This window comes from Fructilactobacillus sp. X8R1C1 (assembly GCF_059900945.1).
Map to the genome: position 1 here is coordinate 324,354 of NZ_JBWXVH010000001.1, position 22,181 is coordinate 346,534.

General features: G+C 36.9%; 20 protein-coding genes, 2 tRNA genes and 1 other annotated feature. Of the genes, 6 read left to right on the forward strand and 16 right to left on the reverse strand.

The window, feature by feature from the left end; genetic code table 11:
• Window positions 1-27: 27 nt before the first annotated feature.
• The gene (gene argS, locus AC6UD1_RS01715; protein ID WP_500693641.1) at window positions 28-1,719 is read right to left on the reverse strand and encodes an arginine--tRNA ligase; all 1,692 of its coding nucleotides are present in this window, start codon (window positions 1,717-1,719) and stop codon (window positions 28-30) included.
• A gap of 220 nt (window positions 1,720-1,939) precedes the next feature.
• Window positions 1,940-2,010 (reverse strand) — tRNA-Gly (locus tag AC6UD1_RS01720).
• A 91-nt stretch (window positions 2,011-2,101) separates the two neighbouring features.
• Here AC6UD1_RS01720 and AC6UD1_RS01725 point away from each other — a divergent pair.
• The gene (locus tag AC6UD1_RS01725) at window positions 2,102-2,437 is read left to right on the forward strand and encodes a DUF1516 family protein (RefSeq protein WP_500693640.1); all 336 of its coding nucleotides are present in this window, start codon (window positions 2,102-2,104) and stop codon (window positions 2,435-2,437) included.
• Between the two features lie 22 nt (window positions 2,438-2,459).
• On the opposite strand, the gene AC6UD1_RS01730 is transcribed toward AC6UD1_RS01725, so the two are convergent.
• From AC6UD1_RS01730 to AC6UD1_RS01745, 4 genes are all read right to left on the reverse strand, one after another.
• The gene (locus tag AC6UD1_RS01730) at window positions 2,460-3,185 is read right to left on the reverse strand and encodes an aspartate/glutamate racemase family protein (RefSeq protein ID WP_500693639.1); all 726 of its coding nucleotides are present in this window, start codon (window positions 3,183-3,185) and stop codon (window positions 2,460-2,462) included.
• Between the two features lie 4 nt (window positions 3,186-3,189).
• Complete coding sequence (locus tag AC6UD1_RS01735) at window positions 3,190-4,446, reverse strand: carboxylate--amine ligase (protein WP_500707169.1); 1,257 nt, start codon at window positions 4,444-4,446, stop codon at window positions 3,190-3,192.
• Window positions 4,436-5,983, reverse strand: a complete 1,548-nt coding sequence (locus AC6UD1_RS01740; RefSeq protein ID WP_500707151.1) for a UDP-N-acetylmuramoyl-L-alanyl-D-glutamate--2,6-diaminopimelate ligase — start codon at window positions 5,981-5,983, stop codon at window positions 4,436-4,438. The genes AC6UD1_RS01735 and AC6UD1_RS01740 overlap by 11 nt, the downstream gene beginning before the upstream one ends.
• A 210-nt stretch (window positions 5,984-6,193) precedes the next feature.
• Window positions 6,194-6,652 (reverse strand): MarR family winged helix-turn-helix transcriptional regulator, encoded by a 459-nt coding sequence (locus AC6UD1_RS01745; protein ID WP_500707152.1) that lies wholly within the window; start codon window positions 6,650-6,652, stop codon window positions 6,194-6,196.
• Window positions 6,653-6,783: 131 nt separating this feature from the next.
• Here AC6UD1_RS01745 and AC6UD1_RS01750 point away from each other — a divergent pair.
• A tRNA-Leu gene (locus AC6UD1_RS01750) sits at window positions 6,784-6,867 on the forward strand.
• 111 nt (window positions 6,868-6,978) lie between these two features.
• On the opposite strand, the gene AC6UD1_RS01755 is transcribed toward AC6UD1_RS01750, so the two are convergent.
• From AC6UD1_RS01755 to AC6UD1_RS01765, 3 genes are all read right to left on the reverse strand, one after another.
• On the reverse strand, window positions 6,979-7,824 hold the full coding sequence (locus AC6UD1_RS01755; RefSeq protein WP_500707153.1) for a glycosyltransferase family 8 protein: 846 nt from the start codon (window positions 7,822-7,824) through the stop codon (window positions 6,979-6,981).
• Window positions 7,825-7,928: 104 nt separating this feature from the next.
• Complete coding sequence (locus AC6UD1_RS01760) at window positions 7,929-9,200, reverse strand: BspA family leucine-rich repeat surface protein (RefSeq protein WP_500707154.1); 1,272 nt, start codon at window positions 9,198-9,200, stop codon at window positions 7,929-7,931.
• Window positions 9,201-9,497: 297 nt separating this feature from the next.
• Window positions 9,498-9,734: a hypothetical protein gene (locus tag AC6UD1_RS01765; protein WP_500693634.1), complete on the reverse strand. Its 237-nt coding sequence runs from the start codon at window positions 9,732-9,734 to the stop codon at window positions 9,498-9,500.
• A 588-nt stretch (window positions 9,735-10,322) separates the two neighbouring features.
• Between AC6UD1_RS01765 and AC6UD1_RS01770 the strand changes: the two genes are divergently transcribed.
• Complete coding sequence (locus AC6UD1_RS01770; protein ID WP_500693633.1) at window positions 10,323-10,550, forward strand: SH3 domain-containing protein; 228 nt, start codon at window positions 10,323-10,325, stop codon at window positions 10,548-10,550.
• A 32-nt stretch (window positions 10,551-10,582) separates the two neighbouring features.
• On the opposite strand, the gene AC6UD1_RS01775 is transcribed toward AC6UD1_RS01770, so the two are convergent.
• Genes AC6UD1_RS01775 through AC6UD1_RS01785 form a run of 3 tightly spaced genes read right to left on the reverse strand, consistent with a single transcriptional unit; the run spans window position 10,583 to window position 12,402 of the window.
• Window positions 10,583-11,083, reverse strand: coding sequence for a phosphatidylglycerophosphatase A family protein (locus AC6UD1_RS01775; RefSeq protein ID WP_500693632.1), 501 nt, complete (start codon window positions 11,081-11,083; stop codon window positions 10,583-10,585).
• Between the two features lie 3 nt (window positions 11,084-11,086).
• Window positions 11,087-11,713 (reverse strand): hypothetical protein, encoded by a 627-nt coding sequence (locus AC6UD1_RS01780; protein ID WP_500693631.1) that lies wholly within the window; start codon window positions 11,711-11,713, stop codon window positions 11,087-11,089.
• Between the two features lie 14 nt (window positions 11,714-11,727).
• Window positions 11,728-12,402, reverse strand: coding sequence for a CPBP family glutamic-type intramembrane protease (locus AC6UD1_RS01785; RefSeq protein ID WP_500707155.1), 675 nt, complete (start codon window positions 12,400-12,402; stop codon window positions 11,728-11,730).
• Between the two features lie 169 nt (window positions 12,403-12,571).
• Between AC6UD1_RS01785 and AC6UD1_RS01790 the strand changes: the two genes are divergently transcribed.
• Window positions 12,572-13,204, forward strand: coding sequence for a deoxynucleoside kinase (locus tag AC6UD1_RS01790; protein ID WP_500707156.1), 633 nt, complete (start codon window positions 12,572-12,574; stop codon window positions 13,202-13,204).
• Between the two features lie 37 nt (window positions 13,205-13,241).
• On the opposite strand, the gene pepV is transcribed toward AC6UD1_RS01790, so the two are convergent.
• Complete coding sequence (gene pepV / locus AC6UD1_RS01795; protein ID WP_500696766.1) at window positions 13,242-14,645, reverse strand: dipeptidase PepV; 1,404 nt, start codon at window positions 14,643-14,645, stop codon at window positions 13,242-13,244.
• A 110-nt stretch (window positions 14,646-14,755) separates the two neighbouring features.
• On the opposite strand from pepV, the gene AC6UD1_RS01800 reads away from it, so the two are divergent.
• Window positions 14,756-15,580: an NAD(P)H-hydrate dehydratase gene (locus AC6UD1_RS01800; protein WP_500701010.1), complete on the forward strand. Its 825-nt coding sequence runs from the start codon at window positions 14,756-14,758 to the stop codon at window positions 15,578-15,580.
• Between the two features lie 42 nt (window positions 15,581-15,622).
• Here the strand turns inward: AC6UD1_RS01800 and AC6UD1_RS01805 are convergent, their stop codons facing one another.
• Together AC6UD1_RS01805 and leuS are read right to left on the reverse strand one after the other, a co-directional pair.
• Entirely contained in the window at window positions 15,623-17,305 is a 1,683-nt protein-coding gene (locus AC6UD1_RS01805; protein WP_500693626.1) for a putative polysaccharide biosynthesis protein, read from the reverse strand.
• A 73-nt stretch (window positions 17,306-17,378) separates the two neighbouring features.
• On the reverse strand, window positions 17,379-19,796 hold the full coding sequence (gene leuS / locus AC6UD1_RS01810) for a leucine--tRNA ligase (RefSeq protein ID WP_500707157.1): 2,418 nt from the start codon (window positions 19,794-19,796) through the stop codon (window positions 17,379-17,381).
• 62 nt (window positions 19,797-19,858) lie between these two features.
• Window positions 19,859-20,052: a binding site (T-box leader), on the reverse strand.
• 87 nt (window positions 20,053-20,139) lie between these two features.
• Here leuS and mnmM point away from each other — a divergent pair.
• On the forward strand, window positions 20,140-20,709 hold the full coding sequence (gene mnmM / locus AC6UD1_RS01815) for a tRNA 5-(aminomethyl)-2-thiouridylate-methyltransferase MnmM (RefSeq protein ID WP_500699547.1): 570 nt from the start codon (window positions 20,140-20,142) through the stop codon (window positions 20,707-20,709).
• Window positions 20,710-20,711: 2 nt separating this feature from the next.
• Here mnmM and AC6UD1_RS01820 read toward each other — a convergent pair whose 3' ends face one another.
• Entirely contained in the window at window positions 20,712-22,181 is a 1,470-nt protein-coding gene (locus AC6UD1_RS01820) for an MDR family MFS transporter (RefSeq protein WP_500707158.1), read from the reverse strand.

The window sequence follows — 22,181 nt, forward strand, 5'->3', positions numbered from 1 at the left end:
TGGATGTCAATTGACATCCACTTTATTCTACATTTGATCGGGTGCTTTAATTCCCAACAATCTTAACGACTCTTTTAATACAATCGCAACACTTTTAACAAGGTCGAGACGGGCGTCTTGCTCATCATCGTCCGCTAAAATCTTAGAATGAGCATAATATTTATTGAATGACTTAGCTAGTCTTAGCGAATACTTAGCAATATCAGAAGGCTCGAATTCATTTCGAGCTTGTTTTACAACTTCTGGAAAAGCCTGAAGTAACTTAATGACTTCAAAAGCACCTGCATCAGTCAATTCATTTGCTGATTCATCAAATTCTTTTTTACCCGACTTCCGCAAAATACTCTCAGCACGAGCATGGGCATACTGAACGTATGGGCCAGTCTCACCTTCAAATTTTAATTGGTCTTTAAGTACGAAATCAATGCTATTGATTCGCTCACTCTTAAGATCACCAAAGATAATGGCACCAACCCCAACTTGTGTAGCCACTTCATCTTTATTTGGTAAATCAGGATTCTTCTCAGCAATTTGTTGTTTTGCCATGGTAATTGAATCATCTAAAACCTTGTTTAATAAGATAATATTCCCACGTCTAGTTGAAAGCTTTTTTCCATTAACCGTAATTAAGCCAAACGGGATATGATGAACACCGTCCGCATTCTTTATGCCCATCTTTTTTAAGACAGCTTTTAGTTGATGGAAATAATTGGTTTGTTCGGATCCCACCACGTAGAGATTCATGACTGGATGATACGTCCGTTCACGATATAACGCTGTTGCAATATCTCGGGTAATGTAAAGAGAAGCCCCATCACTCTTTAAGATCAGCGCTGGATTTAGGTTAGCGTTACTTAAATCGACCACCTGAGCTCCTTGTGATTCTTGAAGTAAGCCATCTTTTTTTAGGATGTCAACCACTTCATCCATTTTGTCATTGTAAAATGACTCACCATTATAGGTATCAAATTTAACGCCCAGTTTTTTATAGGTATTATTAAAAGCCTCTAACGAGACATCTCTAAACCACTTCCATAGTTTGGTAGCTTCGGGATCACCATCTTCGAGTTTTTTAAACCATTCGCGTGCTTCTTCGTCTAGTTCAGGATTTTTCTGATCTTCCTTATGAAATTTGACGTAATACTGAACTAAGTAATGAATTGGATGACGTTTTACGTCCTCTTCATTTCCCCACTTTAAGTAAGCCGTAATTAACTTACCAAATTGAGTTCCCCAATCACCTAAATGATTATCTTTAATTGTTTTATATCCATTTTTTCTTAAAATTTCGGAAATGGAATTTCCAATCACAGTGGAACGAAGGTGTCCCATTGACATGGGCTTAGCAATATTTGGAGAAGACATATCAATGGTCACGGTCTGATCCTTGCCATCGTAATTATCACCATAGTGCTCTTTATCCGTCAAAACCTCTGACATGACTTGCTTACTAACTTTTCCTTTATCCAAGAAGAAGTTAACGTAAGGACCAACGGCAACGACTTTATCAAACTGACTTCCATCAACATTATTGACGATATCCTTTGCGATCTGTTGAGGAGCTTTATGTAACTCCTTAGCTAGAATAAAAGTTGGAAATGCTAAGTCCCCGTTATCTGAAGTTTTCGGTTTCTCAATTTTTCCGTAAATATCACTCGTTGAAATTTGGTTGTTAGTTGCATCAGCAACTACGTCTGCAACTTGTTGTCTGTAATCCATAATATCCTCCTCATAAATAAAAAGCCTCTTACATTAATTAAATCAATGCAAGAGACGAGATTACCCGCGGTACCACTCTATTTGGAAATACCCACTCATTATTAAATTTGTATACCTAGAAAGGACGCCTTCCCAATCACAATTTATCTAACTCACATCAACTTAGATTTGCTTTGAAATTATAATTAGTACTACACTCTCATCGTTGGTAGCTTCCCAAAGCGGGTGACGGGAATCGAACCCGCGACGTAAGCTTGGGAAGCTTAAATTTTACCACTAAACTACACCCGCAATACGTGTATAATTATATCATGAATTATACCCCTTGTCATCAAGACTTCTACAGAGCCGTATGATAAAATTTGATTGGAGGCTAAACATCATGTTAATCTACATAATTACTTTACTATGGATTCTTTTATTAATCTCACTAACAATCGGAATCACGCGTAAACAAGACAAAAAGATTATTAAGGGTGTCGTCTATACGCGCGCGTTTTACATTCTTTTGTTGATTAGTGAAGTGGTTTTTACCTTGAATCACTTTAACGAGCATCGTTATTTGGTCTCTTTAAGTTTTATAATGACAATCGTCGCGATTTCTTTCATTGATATTTGTTACCAGAGAAAAATCCAAGGTAATTTAAAACCCTACGTAATTTTATTGACACTGATTTCGATTTTAATCTCAATTGGGCTTTTGTTTTTCATTCAATAATTACTACTAAAAAATCATCCAATCACTTGGATGATTTATTTTTTTGCATTTTTTCAGCTAATCGAATTGATTCATCAACTAGCTCCGCTTGCGCATCAATCACAGGGTAATCATGATTACCAGCTCGTTCTTCTGCTACCGAAATCTCAGTACAACCTAAAATCACTACATCGCTATCCAATTCATTAACCATTTGATTTAAAATATGATGGTATAATTTTGGATCGACATAATCGTGCTCCTTAACACCTTTATAAATTAAATCCATCGTCTCGTCCGCAATTTCAGCGGTCGGGTGCACAACTTTATATCCAGCTTTAGTAATTTCTTTATCATATACCTTGTCCTTTAGAGTTCCCTTAGTGGCAATTAGCCCCACTCTTTTAGCGTGTGGAAACTTCTTAGCAATTGCAGCTACCGCTAGCCTAGGCATATGCAAAATTGGAACATCCGTCATACTCTGTAACTGATCATAAAAATAATGGGCAGTATTACATGGTAACGCAAAAAATTCTGGTCCCAGTTTGCTCTGTTGTTTAATATCTTCTTCAAGTGGAACTAGTGGGCTCGGATTATTTTTTGGGTCAGTAATATAATCCGTCCGGTCCGGAACCGTCGCATGATTAACTAATATATAATTTAAATAATCTTGATCACAGTGAGCTGGGGTCCGTTGATTTAGTAAATGAACATAACTCTCAGTCGCTTGGGTCCCCATCCCACCAATAATTGTGAAAAACTTTTTCATTATCTTATTCCTTATTCATATGAAAATATTTTTTGAAGTTTTTTGCGTAATTATGGTCCATCCATTTCATAAGTAGCCAACGCATAAAGTTTTCATCCTTTTTATACCAAAAAGTCGTTCCCCACTGACCTTTTTTGATCAGCTCTTCCGCCTTCTTTTTATCTTTATTATCTCTAGCATACTTACGAAAAACACGATTGGGAACTCCTAACCATAAATAGTATTTCTTTGGATCTTGATTGGCATACACTGTCTTTTGGTCCGCTAGGTCATCTTGAACGTAATCACGAACCACCCATTGGGCAAGGTTATATCCATTTAAAGTGACAAAGAAACTGCTGCGCCCCTGTCTCAAATTAATTTCAAACAACTTGTACGTGTCGTCTCTAACATCATACTTCATATCAAAATTAGCATACCCAGTAAATTCAATCGACTCTAAAAACTGTTGAATCTGATCATAAATTCGTTGATCAAAGTCAGGAATAATCGTGACGTAGTTACCAATTGCAGACGGTGCCGGATCTTCTAAAAGTGGATGGCCTAAACACATCATCTTCACGTGATGATTCTTGTCAGCATAAGCATTTAAGACCCGCATGTTGCTGTCATCACCTGGGATGAAATCTTGGACGATCAAGTCGGAAGTATAACCATTATTATAAATTTTTGAAACAATGTCACGATACTCGGCATTGCTTTTAATAGTAAAAGCTTTCTTTCTTCCCTTAAAACGGATATCCAACCATTCCACACTATTGGTGGGTTTAAGTGCAATTGGATAATCAAATGGTTGATCGAAGTCGTTATCTTCAAAATTGCTTTTGGAAATAATTTTGGTGCCAGGATATGGCATTCCATACTTATCACACATTTTATAAAAATTTTCTTTACTATTAAGTTGTTTTATTAACGAATAATCAACGTATGGACAGACAAAGACATCTTCTAAATCTTTCTTATGTTTAGAAATTAACTCAGCATAACCATCCCCACATCCAATTAAAATGACCGGTTCTTTGTGGTTGGCATACTTCTTTTTTAACTTTTTCATCTCTTCAAACCATACTGGATCCTCACTAAAGCCGGGAATAAACGTCAGATCCACAATTTTGGTAAATCTTGTGGGGGCTAATCGTTCCTGGGCATAAGCCTTGACACGCTTACCATACAACTCGTAGAAAGAACGCGCCATCCCGTACACATTAAAGTCACTTCCAAGTAAGATCGGAGTGAAATCTGGAACTTTCTCATTTGTCATTACCATTTAAACCCTCCAAGTAATCTTCCACGATAACCGAATCGGTTGGATAAGGTGTATCAACACCATTAATCTTTTGATAAGGATCGCGTCCTTTACCCGCTACTACAATAATATCTCCACGTTTACCAAAATTAATGGCCTTTTTAATGGCTTTTTCACGATCCATTTCGAAATGAACGTCAACCTTATCATGATCGATATGACTATCAATTTCCTTTGCAATCTTCATGGGATCTTCATAAGCGGGGTCGTCAGTAGTTAAAAACGCTACATCGGCATTTTGAGTCAACGCCTTGCCAAATCCCTCTCGACGGTCAATTCCCTTATTGCCTGGGCTTCCAACCACTACAATAACTTTTCCACTAGGGTCTTGTCGTTTTAAAAATCCTAGTAATGCATTCATACTAGCATAATTATGGGCATAATCCACATGAACGTTCCCATGGTTTTTAGACTTAAAGATTTCCATTCTTCCAGGAATTTTTGCTCCTGCCAAACCATCTAACATATCACCACGTTTAAAGCCAGCAAGTCCAGCCGATATGATCGAAGCGGTTGCATTGGATTCATTGTAATCACCTGGAATACCAATGCGATAATTTCCGTCTAAGCCTAACTTTTTAGCTTTATCAGAGATAGAACTTAATTGAATATCGTTATCAGTCAAGCTATCTGAAACTGGCTCGTACGTGAAATCAAGGTCGACTTCAAGTTGTGGAGTCGTCCCCTTTTTACCAAACAAATAAATATTTTGGGGATCAGTTGTGGTTTTGGCAGCATAATAAATATCAATCAGGTGGTCTGAATCGGCATTCAAAATGCACTTATTTGAATTAACCAAGAGTTGTTCTTTACAGTGCAAATAGTTTGCAAAAGTCGGATGCTCGTTTTCCCCAATGTGATCGGGAGAAATATTTAAAAAATTACCTACGTTATACTTTAATCCAAAAACCCGATTTTTTAAGTATGCCTGAGACGAAACTTCCATAATGAGATATTTCATCCCATTATCGACAGCGGATCTCATATTCTTAAAAATATCTAGTGATTCTGGAGTGGTTAGATGTGACTTAAATGTTTGATTTAGTTCATTACCAACCACGGTATTGATAGTTGAAAATAAGGCGGTTTTATTCCCACTCGCCCTCCTAATTGCATCCCGAGTGAAATATGAAGAGGTCGTTTTCCCCTTAGTACCCGTAAAGGCAATGATGAACAAATCGTCTTGTGGATAATTGAAAAATGCAGCAGAGATCAAGGACATTGCTTTTTGAATGTTAGTAACCAAAAACTCATTCATTCCGTTACTTTCAGATAAATGATCTTCACACACGATTCCAGTTGCTCCAGCCTTTTTTGCTAACGTAACAAATTCAGGCTTAAAGTTTCCCTTCCCAAAAAATAAGGTTTTCGGTTTTATGTCTCGTGAATCATAACTAACATAGTTAAAATCATTATCATTAGTCTGATTAACTGATTTTAATAAGTCATGTTCACGAAGAATATTTTTAATTTCTTGAATGCTTAGTGACAAAAAATTCAGCTCCATTCCGCTAATTTTTGTAATGGAAATCCAAATAAATCATTCGGACTTTAATTTTGTTTTTAATTTACTCCTAGACAATTCTACCAAAAGAAAGAGATAATGACTAACTCAAAACCAATAATGAAAACATAAATTAATATAATAAAAAACATTCTGCGTAAACTAAATTAATTCCAGTTCACACAGAATGTCTTTTTACTACTTAACATCTTTTAATTTTTGCTCATTAACATTATCCAATCGGTCACCAACTGCATTCACCATCTTCAAACATTTTTCAATATCATCCTGGCTCATATCCAAAACAGAAAAACATTGATTAACGTGTTCATATACTTTATCACGACGTTCCTTAGCGTATTCTGTAGTGTCAACGATGACAACTCGTTCATCTTTATGACTACGTGTTCTTGTCACCCATCCCTGCTTTTCAAGCCGTTTCAACAACGGGGTTAAAGTCCCACTATCTAAGTCTAAGTAGGATCCAAGCTCACGAACGGTCATTGGGGCATGTTCCCATAACACCAACATGGTAATGTATTGTGGATAAGTTAAATTAAATGGAGATAAAACGATTTGGTAGTACCGACTAAACTTTTTACTTGTATTATAGATTCCAAAGCACAATTGGCTTTCAATCTTACGTGGTTCAACCATTATAATCTCTTCTTTCTAAAAACTCTTGTACTATCTTATATTTTACACAATTAAATAATAAATACAAGGATACCACAAAATTGAGTGTTTATTTTACGACATTTTTATTGTATGATTGAAAGGTAGTAATTGCCCGAGTGGCGGAATTGGCAGACGCGCAGCGTTCAGGTCGCTGTTCAGTTTACTGAGTATGAGTTCGAATCTCATCTCGGGCATTCGTTACTAACAAGACGTTATCAAGCTTATTGATATCGTCTTTTTTCATTAATAGTAATTAAATTATGTAAACAAAAAGAGTGGACAATTGTCCACTCTCTCACTACTTTTTATCTAATATAATCGCCTAGATCGTAAATTAATTGGTTCTTAGCTTGGTAATAATAATTGCGTAATGGATGAAGATGGTTATTTTTAACGATCCATGGCTTATCAAAATTAGTGTAATGAATAATCACAGGGTGCTTAAGTGCATTTGCCTCAGCTGCTCGACGCTCTGGGATAGGATTTAATCCACTCTCACCCTTAACTAGATGACTTTGCAAATTATACTTAGGGTCAAGTTTTTTCCAGTGTCCATTAAAAATGGCGTTTAGAGCATCTTGGTCTTGATACTTCAGCATATCAGGTTTATCAATTGCTAACTTTCTAACCTTTTCAGAAGTATCATTATCATTCCAAGCTTTCGTATCAATCAGCAATAGACCAGCGTTAAAATATTGACCCGGTGCATCACTAACGTGCATCTTTTTTAACCGATCAACGTAGCCAGAGTCCTCAACGGCACCAACAATATTGCCATCAAGATCGGTATTAAAAAGATTCGAAATATCACCCACACATACCATGTCAGCATCCAAATAAAGGATCTTAGGTTCATGAACTTCTTCAGGAATCTCAATTCGATAGTAAGTGTTTTCCTTAATTGCACTATCCGGAGATTTTACATTAGCATCCTTATATGCAGCGGTGTTGGGTTGCAAAAAGTTAATTGCCTTACAGTTGTCGTAGACTTTTTCCAAGGCCTTTAACAAATCAGCACTGTTGGAACTTAAATGATCATTAACAACGTAAAACGTGAAACTTGAATTCTTATTATGGTTCAATATTGACGAATAGTTGACTGCCAGCGGTATCGCCATATTGTTATCAGTAGTAGATGCAATTGTAATCATACACATTATCCCCTTCAAAAATATTTGAAACTATTTGGCCACTTGTAAAAATAAGTATCACTAATTTTCGTAGCGATATTTATAAAAGTGGACCACTTTACGACCTATCTATTTCGAACAACAACAACGTTTACCGTCGCATTTTTACTTCCAATGGTAATGGTAGCGTTATTATTCTCAAATCGATATCCAGTTGGAGCAATTAAAGTTTGCTTTTCACCTGGGATACCAGTAACTGAAGTTGCATTCACGTACTGCCTCTTTTTATTTACAAAATTAACTTGTTCAGTTATGGAAATCGAAGGGACATTGTAATTGGTTGCCCAAATCCAATTACCGGGATGTGATTGTCCATCTGCAAGACTTAAATTATTCTGCAATTGATTGTTATTATCAATGTTCATCCAATTGGGTGATTTAACAGTGTAATCTTTTCCGTCAAATACAAACTGGGTACCTACTACCGGTTCTGGAATAATTGGACCCGCACCAGGTGCATCAGGAGCCTTTAAGATTGTCTTATCACCTAACTTAATTTGGTGAAGATTATTATCACCCTTCATGAAAGCGGACAATCCATTATATTTACCCTTAGAAGCTGCCTGAGTATCGAAGCTAGTTAAATCTAGGCTTTGTAACTGATGGTCATCCTGAAACATATTACTCAAACTACGATTATTAGGATTAATTTTAAAACTCGTTAAACCGGCAATGTTTTTAACAGCATAGTCATAAACAAACATTGAACTCATATCAATAACTTTAGAAGTGTCAAAATGACTGACGTCAATGTCTTTAAGAAGAATATCGGCACCAAACATCAGTCTCATACGATTAACATTTGAGGTGTCAAAGTGAGTGACATCAATACTTTTTAGTGCTGTATCACCATTAAACATATAATCCATACCAGATACTTTTGATGTATCCAATTTATCGAGACCATTAATAGTTTGCAGGTTTTTTAAACCTTGATTGCCCTGGTGGAGTGGGTCATCATCTGCCGATTGAGAAAAAAGATAATCAGAATTTGATGGGGCATACATCTTATCTTGGATATTAATAACTTGCGCATCATTTAAAGCCTGACGTAAATCTCCAAGTTGTGAATATGCATAGGTTCCCAAGGTTTTATCTTTACCGCTCAACGTTAAAGTCCGATTGATCTCATTATAGTTCCAGTTGACCTGTCCCCACGTACCACTATCATATCTTAATTTAGAAATCCTAGGTCTAGCTTGTGAGGTCATTTCCTTAGTATCCGTTGCTGCTGCATATGTAGTTTCAGTGTGATTTGCTGAACTATTCATCTGCAATCCAAAGAATAAACCAACGGTCACACCTGCGATTAATGCTCCCTTAATTACCTTTTTCATTAGATCATCTCACTCTCTTATATTTCCTTACACTTCTAAAGTAGGCCATAAATGCCGTCATGTCAACATTTATGCTTTATCATGTGAAAAAAATACCATAATAATTACATTAATTATGTAAAAAGAGAATAATAATGTGCGTTATTATTCCCTCTTTTAGTTTCTATAAATCTATATCATTGGATTTATATAGTTATAATCTATCCATAAAAACATTGATTAAACTATCACCATGCCAATAAAAATCATTGGAGTCTATGTAAGAACCAGAAGTATTAGCTTCTGGCTCTACAATAACTAGTCGTTTAGACGAATAGTAGCGTGATAAGAACTACCATCTGTGGCCTTGCCAAAATAATCGTCTGTAATCGAGCGAAAAACCATTTTCCCGTTCGGTAAGTTCAAATATTCGGCATCATATGGAAAAACAACGGAGTAATTGTTTTTATTTCCAATACTGTAATAGTAAATAGTTCTACCACTAAGCCGAACGCTTCGATCTGTACTTGGAACTACTAGTTTAAACTCCTTCATTATGACTCACCTCCTTTCCCATCAAAAAAGGTCATACTACGAAGTAGCATGACCTAAATGGTATTTCAGAGTATTCATCATATTGAAATACGAATAAATTCGCATAGTTGTTTTAATTTCAAATCTTATAACAAGACATAGGCTATCATTAAATGATTTTTCACGTACTCAATAACACTTATCTTCCACCAACTTATCATTTATGACAGTATTAATTACGGTGTTAAAAGCTTCTCACACTTTCTAACACCACGTGAACACTATTTCCTACATTAGCATTCACAAAATTATCTAGTTATTTTTAATCTCAACATTCAATATTTCATTATGAATCTCTTACTGCTTACTTCACAATTTAGATTATAAACTTTATTAAAAACAACGACAATAGAGTCTTAAATTTCACAAAACATAATTATAATACCTTGACATCAGTATTTACCCTAATTATTAATTCACTTTTGTCTCATAATATAATAATTATTATTATATAATATAACCAATCAGTCGCTTTATTGACAAAAATTTACTGCATAATTTTAGCGATTAAAACATAATTTGATATAATTAACCAATGGAGGAAATAATATGAAAACAAAAGCTTATGAAACTTATAATTTAGTTGAATACGATAAAAATCTTCCTTATGAAGTTGGCGATTTAGTCGAAGTTACATTTGTTAACCCAACTGGCTTAGGTGATAACCAAGACGATTGGTTAAAAGTCGTGAGACATGACGTTGGTGAATCAACCAGTATTCATGATGAATTCAGGTTTAATTCAAAATGCATCAAAGCAGTAAAGAAGTCAAACTAAAAAAAGGTCCTCATAAAAGTGAGGACCTTTTTTTAAGCATTATCATGTGCAATTTTAGCGGCAGTAGCGCCAGCAATAGCTCCAACAATATCATCAATAAAAGTATTGACAATTTGACCGTTTGTATCGAGTTCTTTTACAATTCCATTTTTATTAGTGTCAATTTCACCATAATTAGTAACCCCAATCGTCCCATAGATTGAAGCAATTCCAAGTGCCAACGTTTCATCAACGCCAAACACCCCCAAATCATGGGAGACAATGCTTTCAAGTGGCTCTTCTAACTCGCCATCTTGTGCTAAACGATCCAGTTCAAGCCCTACCATTGCGTTATTCAATACTTCCCTTTTATGCAAAATATCATTAACAATCCCACAAACATAGTCTAAATCAGGAACATTTGAATATTTTTTCTGTAAATCAATTGCAATCTGTGCAATATCTTTAATCGTTACTCCATGTTCATTCAGTCGCTTAAGCACAAAATTATACGCCTGAGTGTCAGGATATTTATAGTCTCCTCGATCTACCATTAGTTAATCTTCCTCCATATCTTTCATCAGGGTCATATCATATTCGTTTGGATAATTATCTTGAGTAATCATCATTGTCATTACACTTTTATCCTTAAGATGACCCTTTATAATTGCATCAACATACATCTCTTTATGAAAATCTCTTTGAAATTCGGCAAAACTCGATAAAAATCTAAAGTTCAAAACCACGTCACTACTATTTCTAGAACTTGAAACGCCAATAACATCTATTATTTTACTCTTCTTCATCTCGTTAACTATCGGAATAACGACATTCTTATAAAATATTTCAACTTCACGTAATTTTTGAGTTAAATTATGAATTCGTTGATTAATTACGTTACACTTCTGAAAGTCAGTATTATTCAACTCTTTCATCCCATTCAACAAATAATCCTTATCATTATTGAGTAGGGCATTTTTTAAATCCGCTGACTTTTGATCGTCATCCCCATCGTTTAAAACACTAGCTAATTCATCAATTGTGTTCACGTCATAATCATTTTTGAGTTGATCAAGATTCATGATCCAGTGTAAATACTGCTTTTTAAGCTGCTCCAACTCTTCATCAGCCGCCATTAATTGATTCTTTAATTGATTAAAATAATTAAATTCAACTACGTCCATTTTTCACTCCACCACTATAAGACTGCCATTAGCATAAATCCGGTTGCAATTAGGTTATTTAAAAAGTGGACCCCAATCGAAACTTCAATTTTCCCCGTTTTCTTGTATACATACGCTAAAATCATTCCCAAAATAGCATAAATCATAAAACTAATCACGTTAGAACTCATATGACCACAAGAAAAAAGTAACCCACTAAAAACAATTGGCAGCCAAAACGCATTTTGATTAAAAAAGGCATTAATAAAAAATCCTCTAAACACCAATTCCTCTAACACTGGGGATAAAAAAATCGCCGAAAAGCTCATCAAGACCAACACCGTCATGTTACTTTGAAAAAGACTTAAAATGGCATTATTATTCTTTGTTCCCAGTTGGTTAAAAATCAATTTATTTAAAACTTGAAGCACAATCTCAATAACAAAAAAGCTAAAGATTGACAATAAAATAATCTTTAAATCGTGACCAGTAAGCCGATGACTTCGTTGCCTGTACACACTTCGATAAGCCCATAGCGCTAAACTAATTACGACAAGAAAAATAACAATGTAAGAGGATCCAAAAAGAAAAGCCTTGAATCCATGATAATCGTGAATTCCAATCATTTGAACTGGTACTTGAACCGCAAAAATCAAAAAAATTAGTCCAATAAATACAACGGTTCTTTTCAAAAATTTAATTAAACTCATTTCCCACTTCATTAATCCAATTCATCTCCAAATTTTTCCACTAACATAGAATACCATAATAATAAGGTCTGAAACAAAGAAGGAAAATTAGTGTTCAAATCCATCGTTAACCTAACTGATTCGAAATGATATACTAAAAGACGTTATTAAACTAAAAGAGGAGCTAAGCATGGTGATTATTACAGCTGGAATGATTGGTGTCGGTAAGACAACCTTAACGGGAAAAATTGCCGCACATTATGGAACAGAGCCCTTCTACGAGCCAGTGGGAGACAATCCTGTTTTGCCACTTTATTATAAAGATCCAAAACAGTATGGTTTTTTACTCCAAATATACTTTTTAAATAAACGCTTTTCGATGATTAAAAGGGCGTTAAAACAAGACAACAACGTGTTGGATCGATCTATTTACGAAGACGCTCTTTTCACCAAAGAAAATAATGCTGAGGGAAATATTTCTGACGTTGAATTAGAAGTTTATTTAAAACTACTTGACAATATGATGGATGAACTTAAAGAGCTTCCAAAAACAAGTCCCGACCTTTTAGTCTATGCCTACAGCGATTTCGACACCATCTTATACCGAATCAAAAAGCGTGGTCGTGATTATGAACAATGGGACAACGATCCAGGACTGGAAGAATATTATTACAAAATGTGGAAAGCTTACCAAAAATGGTATGACGAATACAACGTCAGTCCTAAGATGCAAATTAATCTTCAAAAGTACGATTTAGAAGATCCCCAAAACGTTTCTAAGGTATTGGCAAAAATTGATAAAAAATTAAAAACGATCCGATAAAAAAACTTTGAACACGATGTTCAAAGTTTTTTTATCTCTACTTAGACAATTCATAAATTGACTGACCGTAAATCGACATTGCCAAAATCAAATCATTAACAGGTGTGTATTCGTTAGCTTGGTGCATCGTGTCCTCTGTTCCTGGGAAAAGTGCTCCAAAGGCAACCCCACGTTTCATCATTCGCGCATACGTACCACCACCAACAACTTCTGGTTGAGCGTCATCCTGATCAGTTTGATCGCGATAAACACCCATTAAGGTTTTTACAATGGGATCGTCTGCATCAACAAAGTGGGGCACCATTTGCGAAATTTGTTTGGTTGACCCGTTAAACCGATCAGCGGCATCTTGAACTTTAGCTAAAATTTTATCAGTCGTAATCCCCTTGGGATACCTAAAGTTAGTGTTGACCATCCCACCATTTTCATGATCAAAATTCATTAGACCGACGTTCATGGTTAGTTCTCCCATCACATCATCAGTAAAATTAAGCCCCAATTTATGAGCACGAGAATCATCATGCAGTTTTTCGTCGATGAAGTTCAGGATATTAGCACCACTAGTATCAAAACTATAATCAACCAAAAAGTCAGCTAAATAGGTTCCAGCATTGATACCGTTCTTAGGTTCCATTCCATGGGCTGCTTTCCCGACTACACTGATTTTAATATTGTTCCCTTCGATTTCATAGCTTCCAGTTACGGGAACCCTATCTAAATATTTTTCAAATTCATCGGCCATTTTGGAGACATCCGCAGCAACAACGTCAGCTTCTGCATCACGTGGTACCATATTTTCACGCAATCCGGCATTAAAATGCATCAGGGTGTTCTCACCATCACTTTTATTGGAAGCAAAATGCGTTTCAAGCGTCACATTACCCTTTTCCCCATTGATCAAGGGAAATTCGGCGTCTGGCGAAAATCCAAATGAAGGGTCTGGTTCAACCTCAAAATAGCGTTTCATTCCAGTCCAGTCACACTCTTCGTCCGTTCCAATTATCAAGCGAATTTTGACCTTCGGCTGAATCCCTGCATCTTTAAGCATTCTTAATCCATAATAGGCGGCAAGTCCTGGTCCTTTGTCATCAGAAACTCCTCGACCAATTGCATTGTCACCCTCAAGCTTTAGTTCGAATGGATTGGAATCCCAACCTGCGCCACCGGGCATCTCATCAGCATGTGACAAAATTGCCATGGTTTCATCGCCTGAACCATACTCAATGTATCCCACTACGTTATCAATGTTTTTGGTGGTAAACCCATCACGATCACCAAAAGAGAGAAACTGTTGTAATGCATGAGCTGGACCTGGGCCCAATGGGTATTCGTCCGTTGCGTGCTCCAAGTCCCTCGAACTATCAATTGAAATCAATTTTTTTAAGTCATTTAAGTAATCATCTTTGTAATTTTGTGCTTTATCTTTCCAGTCAATTGCCATGTTATACCCTCCTACTTAGTTATTCCTTATTCTAACATAATCAAGAAAGTAACAACTCATTTGGACAACATTCAACCAACGCATGATATAATGCAACCGAGGTGAACAAAATGAAGAAAATTGATAAATCAATTCTAACTAAAACCATCCGCATTCGACCCAAAAATAGTTTTAAAGGAACTTACGGTAAAATCGCTTTAGTTGGTGGAAACGAAAACTTTGGTGGTGCAATCATAATGAGTTCGCTTGGAGCAGTTTACTCTGGCGTTGGACTCACAACTACTATCACGGATCCAACGAATCAAAGTGCGCTCCACTCTTGGCTACCCGAAGCAATGTTTGCAGACTATAACGACACTGATCAAATGGTTCAACTCATTAAAGCTATGAAAGTTATTACCATTGGCTCTGGGCTTGGGACCGATGATCATAGTTGTGAAATTATGGAAACCGTATTTGATAATGTCACCCCCGATCAAATCCTCCTAATTGATGGTTCGTCCATCACGATGATCGCTGAACGTGGGTTAAAATTACCACAAGCCAAATTAATTTTTACCCCGCATCAAATGGAGTGGCAACGTTTATCCGGAATTAAAATGGCCGATCAAACTGAGACACGTAACCGAGAAGCCCGCGACAAAATTGGTGGGATTGTTGTTCTTAAATCTGATCGTACTCAGGTTTATACCCCAGATGAAGTATATCAAAACACGACTGGGACGCCTGCTCAAGCAACTGGAGGGATGGGTGATACTCTTGCTGGAATTATCGGTGGATTCGTTGCCCAATTTGACGACGAGGTTGATGCTGTTTTAGCAGCCGTTTATTCCCACAGTGCAATTGCCGATGAACTAGCAGCCACTCAATATGTAGTTCTCCCTCATCAAATCTCACAACGGCTTCCATGCTTCATGCATGAACACGAAGCATGAATTTAACTGATAAAAAAGAAGATCCTGACTGGATCTTCTTTTTTATCGAATGTGTAAAAACTTCCTTACACTTTGCATCTTATTTCCTAAGACCTTATCAGCTACCCGACTTTTAAGTACCAAGAATAGGTACACAAATCCACCAGCTAACGTAGCCAAAATCGAAACAAACAAACTGATTAGTGAACTATTATAATTAACTACCATCCCAAACAAGAAGTTAGCTCCATAAACTACAATTAAGGCCACAAAGTATGTGATCAAAGCAAACGCTAAAATTTTAACAGAATTAGATTTAATACTACTCATTTCCAATCCAAACTCATGTCTTAAGGAATGCACAATCAGATAGTTAGCAACTGTAAATCCAACTGCGGTTGCCATTAAGGCTCCAAAAGCTCCAAAGAAGTAAACTAAGGGAACTTGCGCAACTAACTTAATTACAATTCCAACCACAAAGTATTTAACTGCTCGTCTATTTTCAGAGATTCCTTGCATTAATGCGGTAACCACCGTAAACAAGCCTAGACTAATTGAAATGATAGCAGAAAACGTTAAAATGTCCGCTCCTAAATCCATATTGGCGGTTCCATAAAAGGTTCGGTTGATCGGACCAGCAATAGCTGCCATCCCTAAAGCTGCAGGAAGCATGACGAATTCAAATAAAATTAACGCATTACTAAGTTGCTTACTAATTGAATGAATATCACCTTTGGTTCGGGCTTCAGAAAGCAACGGAACTACGGTAATTGCCAAGGCGGAAGCTAACGAAACCACAATCATAATCAATTTATTCGCATTAGCCGCAAAAATAGCATAAATATACTGTAAATTAGTATTAGTATAATTAGTTGCCCAACGCATAATACTAAAAAAGGAATATTGGTCAATTAATTGAAAAATGGTAATGCCAGAACCAAGAATAATAAACGGAACCGCTTGACTAATAATTTCTTTATAAAGATCGTTAGTCTTAACGTTAATAGCGTTATCACTTGAAGCAATAAGCCCCTGAAAATGATCACGTCGTCGCCAGTAATACCATCCTAGTGCTAAAAAACCAAAAATAGCACCGATGAAGGCGGCAAAAGTTGACTGGGTAACGGCGGTTACCCAACTTCCGTGGATCACGATCATAATGAAGAAGGCTGAAGCCAACATGTAAATGACACGCGCGAGTTGCTCAACAAATTGTGACATTGCTGACGGAGCCATCTGTTGGAAGCCTTGAAAATATCCACGAGTTAAACTCATCGCAGGAATAATTAGGACGGCCCATGCTAACGAACGAATCACCGGAACCGCATTTTTACCCCCACTACCAGCTAAGATTGGAGCAAAAAAATAGATTAAAAGTGCACAAACGACTCCGGTAATAACCGAAAGGGTAATTCCCTTCTTATAAAGTCGCGCACTTACCCCATACTCATTTAACGCATTATAATGGGCCACTTCTTTTGCAACCGCCGACGGAATCCCCGCAATGGCAATTGTCAAAAACTCACTATAAATGTTGTAACCCATGGTATACAACGTGTTGGCAAGCGGAAACAATGACGCTCCAAAAATCAATCGCCAAGGAATGATGTAAATGGCACCAAGAATTCGTGAGAGGATGCTTCCAATGGTCATCCAGGCTGATCCTTTAACCATCTTACCTTGTGATCTTTCACTATCTTCAATTTCTTCTTTTTCTAATTCATCTTGTTCGAAATCGTTGTTCACAAATTTCCCCTACTTTCACGTTACAAATATAAATTTTAACCATTTCGAAAAATAATTTCAAATTTATTCAAGCTTAATTTGCAACAATATTAACAATTTTCTTTGGAACGACGATTACCTTTCTAACAGTCTTTCCATCAAGGAATGATTTAACATTTTCATCATTTAAAGCAACTTTTTCAGACTCGTCCTTCCCAGCATCCACGCCAACTTTAATGTGACCTCTCACTTTTCCATTAACCTGAACCACCAGCTCAACTTGGTCTTCCTTTAATTTACTTTCGTCAGCTTCTGGCCATTTGGCAAGTTCAATGGAATGATCATGACCTAACTTTTGCCATAATTCTTCGGCAACATGTGGCGTAATTGGTGAAAGAAGTTTAATGAAGCCTTCCGCATACTTCTTAGGTAACTTTTCAGCTTTATAGGCTTCATTAATAAATACCATCATTTGAGAAATGGCAACGTTAAAACGCATATTTTCAAAGTCATCAGTCACCTTTTTAACGGTTTGGTTATAAACCTTATCAAGCTTTCCGTCATTGTCATCAACGATCACATCACTTACCGTGTCATCATAATTCATGTACAAGCGCCAAACTCGTTTAATCCAACGATTAGCACCAACAATTCCATCTGTATTCCACGGTTTAGATTCAGATAGTGGTCCCATAAACATCTCGTACAAGCGCAGCGTATCAGCACCGTACTGTTTAACAATATCATCGGGATTAACTACATTTCCCTTGGACTTTGACATTTTTTCATGATTAGTACCAAGAATCATACCTTGATTAACTAATTTTTGGAACGGTTCTTTTGTCGGCACTACTCCTAAATCATAGAGCACCTTATGCCAAAATCGCGCATACAACAAATGAAGAACAGCGTGTTCAGCACCACCGACGTACAAATCAATTGGAAGCCAGTACTTCAATTTTTCCGGATCAGCAATCATTTTATCATTATGAGGATCAACGTATCTCAAGTAGTACCATGAACTGCCGGCCCACTGTGGCATCGTATTAGTCTCACGTTTACCATGACGACCGTTCTTATCTGTCACGTTCACCCAGTCAGTAAGATTAGCTAATGGACTCTCACCGGTTCCAGACGGTTGAATGTCAGCCGCTTTAGGAAGCCGTAATGGTAACTGGTCTTCTGGAACTAAGGAAGTTGTGCCATCATCCCAGTGAATTACTGGAATGGGCTCACCCCAGTAACGTTGGCGACTAAAAATCCAATCACGTAATCGATAATTAACCTTTTTATTACCAGCATGATGATCCTTTAACCATTCGATAATTTTATCGATAGCTTGTTTTTTATTCAATCCATCAAGAAAACCGGAATTAATGTGAACCCCATCGCCCGTGTAAGGTGCATCATCAACATCACCACCCTCAATCACTGGAATGATAGGCAGATCAAACTTCTTAGCAAAATCAAAATCTCGTTGATCATGAGCGGGAACGGCCATGACTGCTCCGGTTCCATAACTTGGCAGAACATAATCACCAATCCAAATTGGAATTCTCTTTTGATTCACAGGATTAATTGCGTAAGCTCCGGTAAATACTCCTGATTTATCTTTGTTTAAATCAGTTCTTTCAAGGTCTGATTTAGAGGCAATTTTAGCCCGGTAGTTTTCTACATCGGCCTTTTGTTCTGGTGTCATAATTTTATCTACAATCGGACTTTCTGGTGAAAGCACCAGGTAAGACACCCCATAAATAGTATCAGGACGAGTAGTAAAGACTTCGATCTTTTCATCTTCTTCATTTACATCAAATGAGATACTAGCCCCAACGGAACGGCCAATCCAATTTCGTTGCATTTGTTTAATGCTTTCAGGCCAGTCTAAATCGTCAAGATCATCTAACAAACGGTCAGCATAGGCGGTGATTTTCAAAACCCACTGTTTCATAGGTTTTCTGTAAACGTCATAACCACCACGTTCAGTTTTTCCATTAACAACCTCTTCGTTTGAAACAACGGTTCCACCCATGAAATCAGGGGCCCAATTAACCTCAATCTCATCTTCATAGGCTAATCCCATTTTGTACAACTGTTCAAAAATCCATTGAGTCCATTTATAGTAATTAGGATCCGAAGTATTGACTTCACGATCCCAATCATAGGAAAATCCAAGCGATTTAATCTGACGTCTAAAATTGTCAATGTTTTTCTTCGTAAAATCACGTGGGTTGTGACCGGTCTTTAACGCATATTGTTCTGCCGGTAGCCCAAAGGCATCCCATCCAATCGGATGAAGGACATTCTTACCCTGCATCCGTTTAAAGCGCGCCATGATATCAGTGGCAGTGTAGCCTTCTGGATGACCGACATGAAGCCCCTGACCTGATGGATAAGGAAACATGTCTAGCACGTAATATTTATCTTTCTCTTGTTTATCACTGGTTTTAAAAGTTTGGTGATCATCCCAATACTTCTGCCATTTCTTTTCAATTTTTGAATGATCGTAAGCCATCAAATTCACTCCTTATTAGTTCGTTAAAAATCACCATAAAAAAAGCCTATAGAAAAACAATTCTATAGGACGAGGTTCCGCGGTACCACCTAAATTTCTCATAAGAGACCCTTGATTCCATAACGCGGAAAAACGTTTAACTTTTAATTCGGTTAAAACTTCGATGATAAGTTCAATCATTCTATTTCCAAGTTTGCATCACCCACTTGGTTTCTGAAAAATAAAACAATCTAATACTTCACCTAAATGATATATTATATGATTAAATAAACTCTACCAAATTTTATTCAAAAAAACAAGTTAATCACAAACAACTGATATAATAATTAGTGAGGTGTTTCAAATGAAACTACAATCAGCATTAAATTTTAGCCACACTCTACTAAAACAAATTGTTAAACCAGGTGAAACCGTAATCGATGGAACGGCCGGACTAGGCCACGATACCCTTTATTTAGCTCAACTTGTTGGTAAAAACGGCCATGTTTTTAGCTTTGATATTCAACCGAATGCCGTTTTAGCCACCAAACAACGCTTAACGAAATACGGTGAGCAAAAACAATGTCAAGTTATTCTTGATGGACATGAAAACGTTAAGAAATACGTTCAGAACAGTCCAATTGCGGCCGCAATTTTCAACTTAGGATACCTTCCCACTGGTGACAAAAAAATCATAACAAAACCCAAAACCACCATTAAAGCCGTCAGTGATATTCTTAAATGTTTAACTCCTAACGGAATCATCATTTTAGTACTGTACTATGGTCACGCTGGCGGCAAAGAAGAAAAGGAGCAGGTTTTAAAATTTGCTAGTAGCCTCGATCAACACAGTTACCACGTTTTAAAATACCAATTTATCAATCAAATCAATGATCCGCCAATCCTAGTAGCAATTCAAAAACGAACTAAGTAATGTTAGTTCGTTTTCTTTTGCATATTCTTATGGTCGAACCAGTTCACCACATACGATAAAATTACTAATAATAAAGCCAAAATAAAGATATGATGAATGGCACTGTAAAGAATCTCATGCAGCACGGGCAAAACCTGCTTGGATAAATTAACCGCCGTCTGGGGATTAATCAGTGTATTCATCATTTTTAAGTTAGTCCCTGGATGTTCACTAACCCCTTTTGCCATCGAAGTGTTCATCACAATTCCAAAGATGGAAATCATAATTGTTTGACCAAGGGTCCGACTCAGGGTATTAAACGAAGAAGCCACCCCAACGTGTTCTGGTGAAACCTCGTTTTGAACCGTAACGGTGGAAGTAGTAATGGTAATTCCAAAGCCAGTTCCTAAAACGGCTGAAAGAACAAAGAAAATCCAAAATGGCGTAGTAATCGGAAGTAGGACCATACAAATTGCTCCTAGCAAAACAAATGCCAAACTAAAGTTCATAATTTGTTGTGGCCGGTACTTCAGAATCATTTTTCCCGAAATAAAAGAACCAACCAGCCATAGAACGGAACTTGGTGTGATCGCAAAACCAGCCATGGTGGCCTTTAATCCTAAAATACCCTGGGTCCAATCCGGCAAATAAACCTCATATCCAAAAATAAAACCACTAATCAGAGCTGCAATTAAATTCTGGGTGACAAATGTTCGACTTTTAAACATCTGGATTGGAATTAGTGGATCAGTCGCTTTTTTCTCCTGTCGATAAAATAAAATTCCACTAATAACTGCTACCACCAAACATCCAGTCACCATTATCCAATTGATCGGAGCTTCACTTAAGACTTGAAACATGTACATAACCGAAAACAAAAGAACCGCAATCAAGACGACACCAGGTAAATCCATCTTACTTTCAATCTTGCGTTTTGGTTCGTGCAAAAATAATGCAATCAAAATAATCGTCAGTATCCCAATCGGAACATTAATGAAGAAAACCCAGTGCCAAGAAAGATTGTCAACCAAAAATCCACCTAGTAACGGTGCAACCACCGAGGCGATTCCCCACGCTGATCCATTTAAACCAACCACTTGAGCTCGTTTTTCAAAAGAATACATGTCAGCAATAATGGTAAAGGATACTGGCATAATTACTCCTGCACCGACTCCTTGAACTGCTCGCCATAAAATCAATGTTCCCATACTATTGGACATTCCTGACAACATGGAGCCAATAACAAAGACCACCAGACCAAATATAAAAACCGATTTACGACCTAATTGATCGGCTAACTTCCCATAAATTGGGGTGGCAATTGAATTTGTCAAAAGAAAAATTGAGAAAACCCAGTTCATCAACGACACCCCATGAAGATCACCGACAATCGTGGGCATTGCCGTCGAAACAATGGTTCCCTCAACTGCGCTCATAAATGTGGCAACAAATAATGCAATTGTCACAACTTTAACGTTTGTTTTACCCTTCAT

Coding starts and splice junctions, on each gene's coding strand:
- argS (WP_500693641.1), bottom strand. CDS start 1,719: ATGGATTACAGACAACAAGTTGCAGACGTAGTTGCTGATGCAACTAAC.
- AC6UD1_RS01725 (WP_500693640.1), top strand. CDS start 2,102: ATGTTAATCTACATAATTACTTTACTATGGATTCTTTTATTAATCTCA.
- AC6UD1_RS01730 (WP_500693639.1), bottom strand. CDS start 3,185: ATGAAAAAGTTTTTCACAATTATTGGTGGGATGGGGACCCAAGCGACT.
- AC6UD1_RS01735 (WP_500707169.1), bottom strand. CDS start 4,446: ATGACAAATGAGAAAGTTCCAGATTTCACTCCGATCTTACTTGGAAGT.
- AC6UD1_RS01745 (WP_500707152.1), bottom strand. CDS start 6,652: ATGGTTGAACCACGTAAGATTGAAAGCCAATTGTGCTTTGGAATCTAT.
- AC6UD1_RS01755 (WP_500707153.1), bottom strand. CDS start 7,824: ATGATTACAATTGCATCTACTACTGATAACAATATGGCGATACCGCTG.
- AC6UD1_RS01760 (WP_500707154.1), bottom strand. CDS start 9,200: ATGAAAAAGGTAATTAAGGGAGCATTAATCGCAGGTGTGACCGTTGGT.
- AC6UD1_RS01765 (WP_500693634.1), bottom strand. CDS start 9,734: ATGAAGGAGTTTAAACTAGTAGTTCCAAGTACAGATCGAAGCGTTCGG.
- AC6UD1_RS01770 (WP_500693633.1), top strand. CDS start 10,323: ATGAAAACAAAAGCTTATGAAACTTATAATTTAGTTGAATACGATAAA.
- AC6UD1_RS01775 (WP_500693632.1), bottom strand. CDS start 11,083: ATGGTAGATCGAGGAGACTATAAATATCCTGACACTCAGGCGTATAAT.
- AC6UD1_RS01780 (WP_500693631.1), bottom strand. CDS start 11,713: ATGGACGTAGTTGAATTTAATTATTTTAATCAATTAAAGAATCAATTA.
- AC6UD1_RS01785 (WP_500707155.1), bottom strand. CDS start 12,402: ATGAGTTTAATTAAATTTTTGAAAAGAACCGTTGTATTTATTGGACTA.
- AC6UD1_RS01790 (WP_500707156.1), top strand. CDS start 12,572: ATGGTGATTATTACAGCTGGAATGATTGGTGTCGGTAAGACAACCTTA.
- pepV (WP_500696766.1), bottom strand. CDS start 14,645: ATGGCAATTGACTGGAAAGATAAAGCACAAAATTACAAAGATGATTAC.
- AC6UD1_RS01800 (WP_500701010.1), top strand. CDS start 14,756: ATGAAGAAAATTGATAAATCAATTCTAACTAAAACCATCCGCATTCGA.
- leuS (WP_500707157.1), bottom strand. CDS start 19,796: ATGGCTTACGATCATTCAAAAATTGAAAAGAAATGGCAGAAGTATTGG.
- mnmM (WP_500699547.1), top strand. CDS start 20,140: ATGAAACTACAATCAGCATTAAATTTTAGCCACACTCTACTAAAACAA.
- AC6UD1_RS01820 (WP_500707158.1), bottom strand. CDS start 22,181: ATGAAGGGTAAAACAAACGTTAAAGTTGTGACAATTGCATTATTTGTT.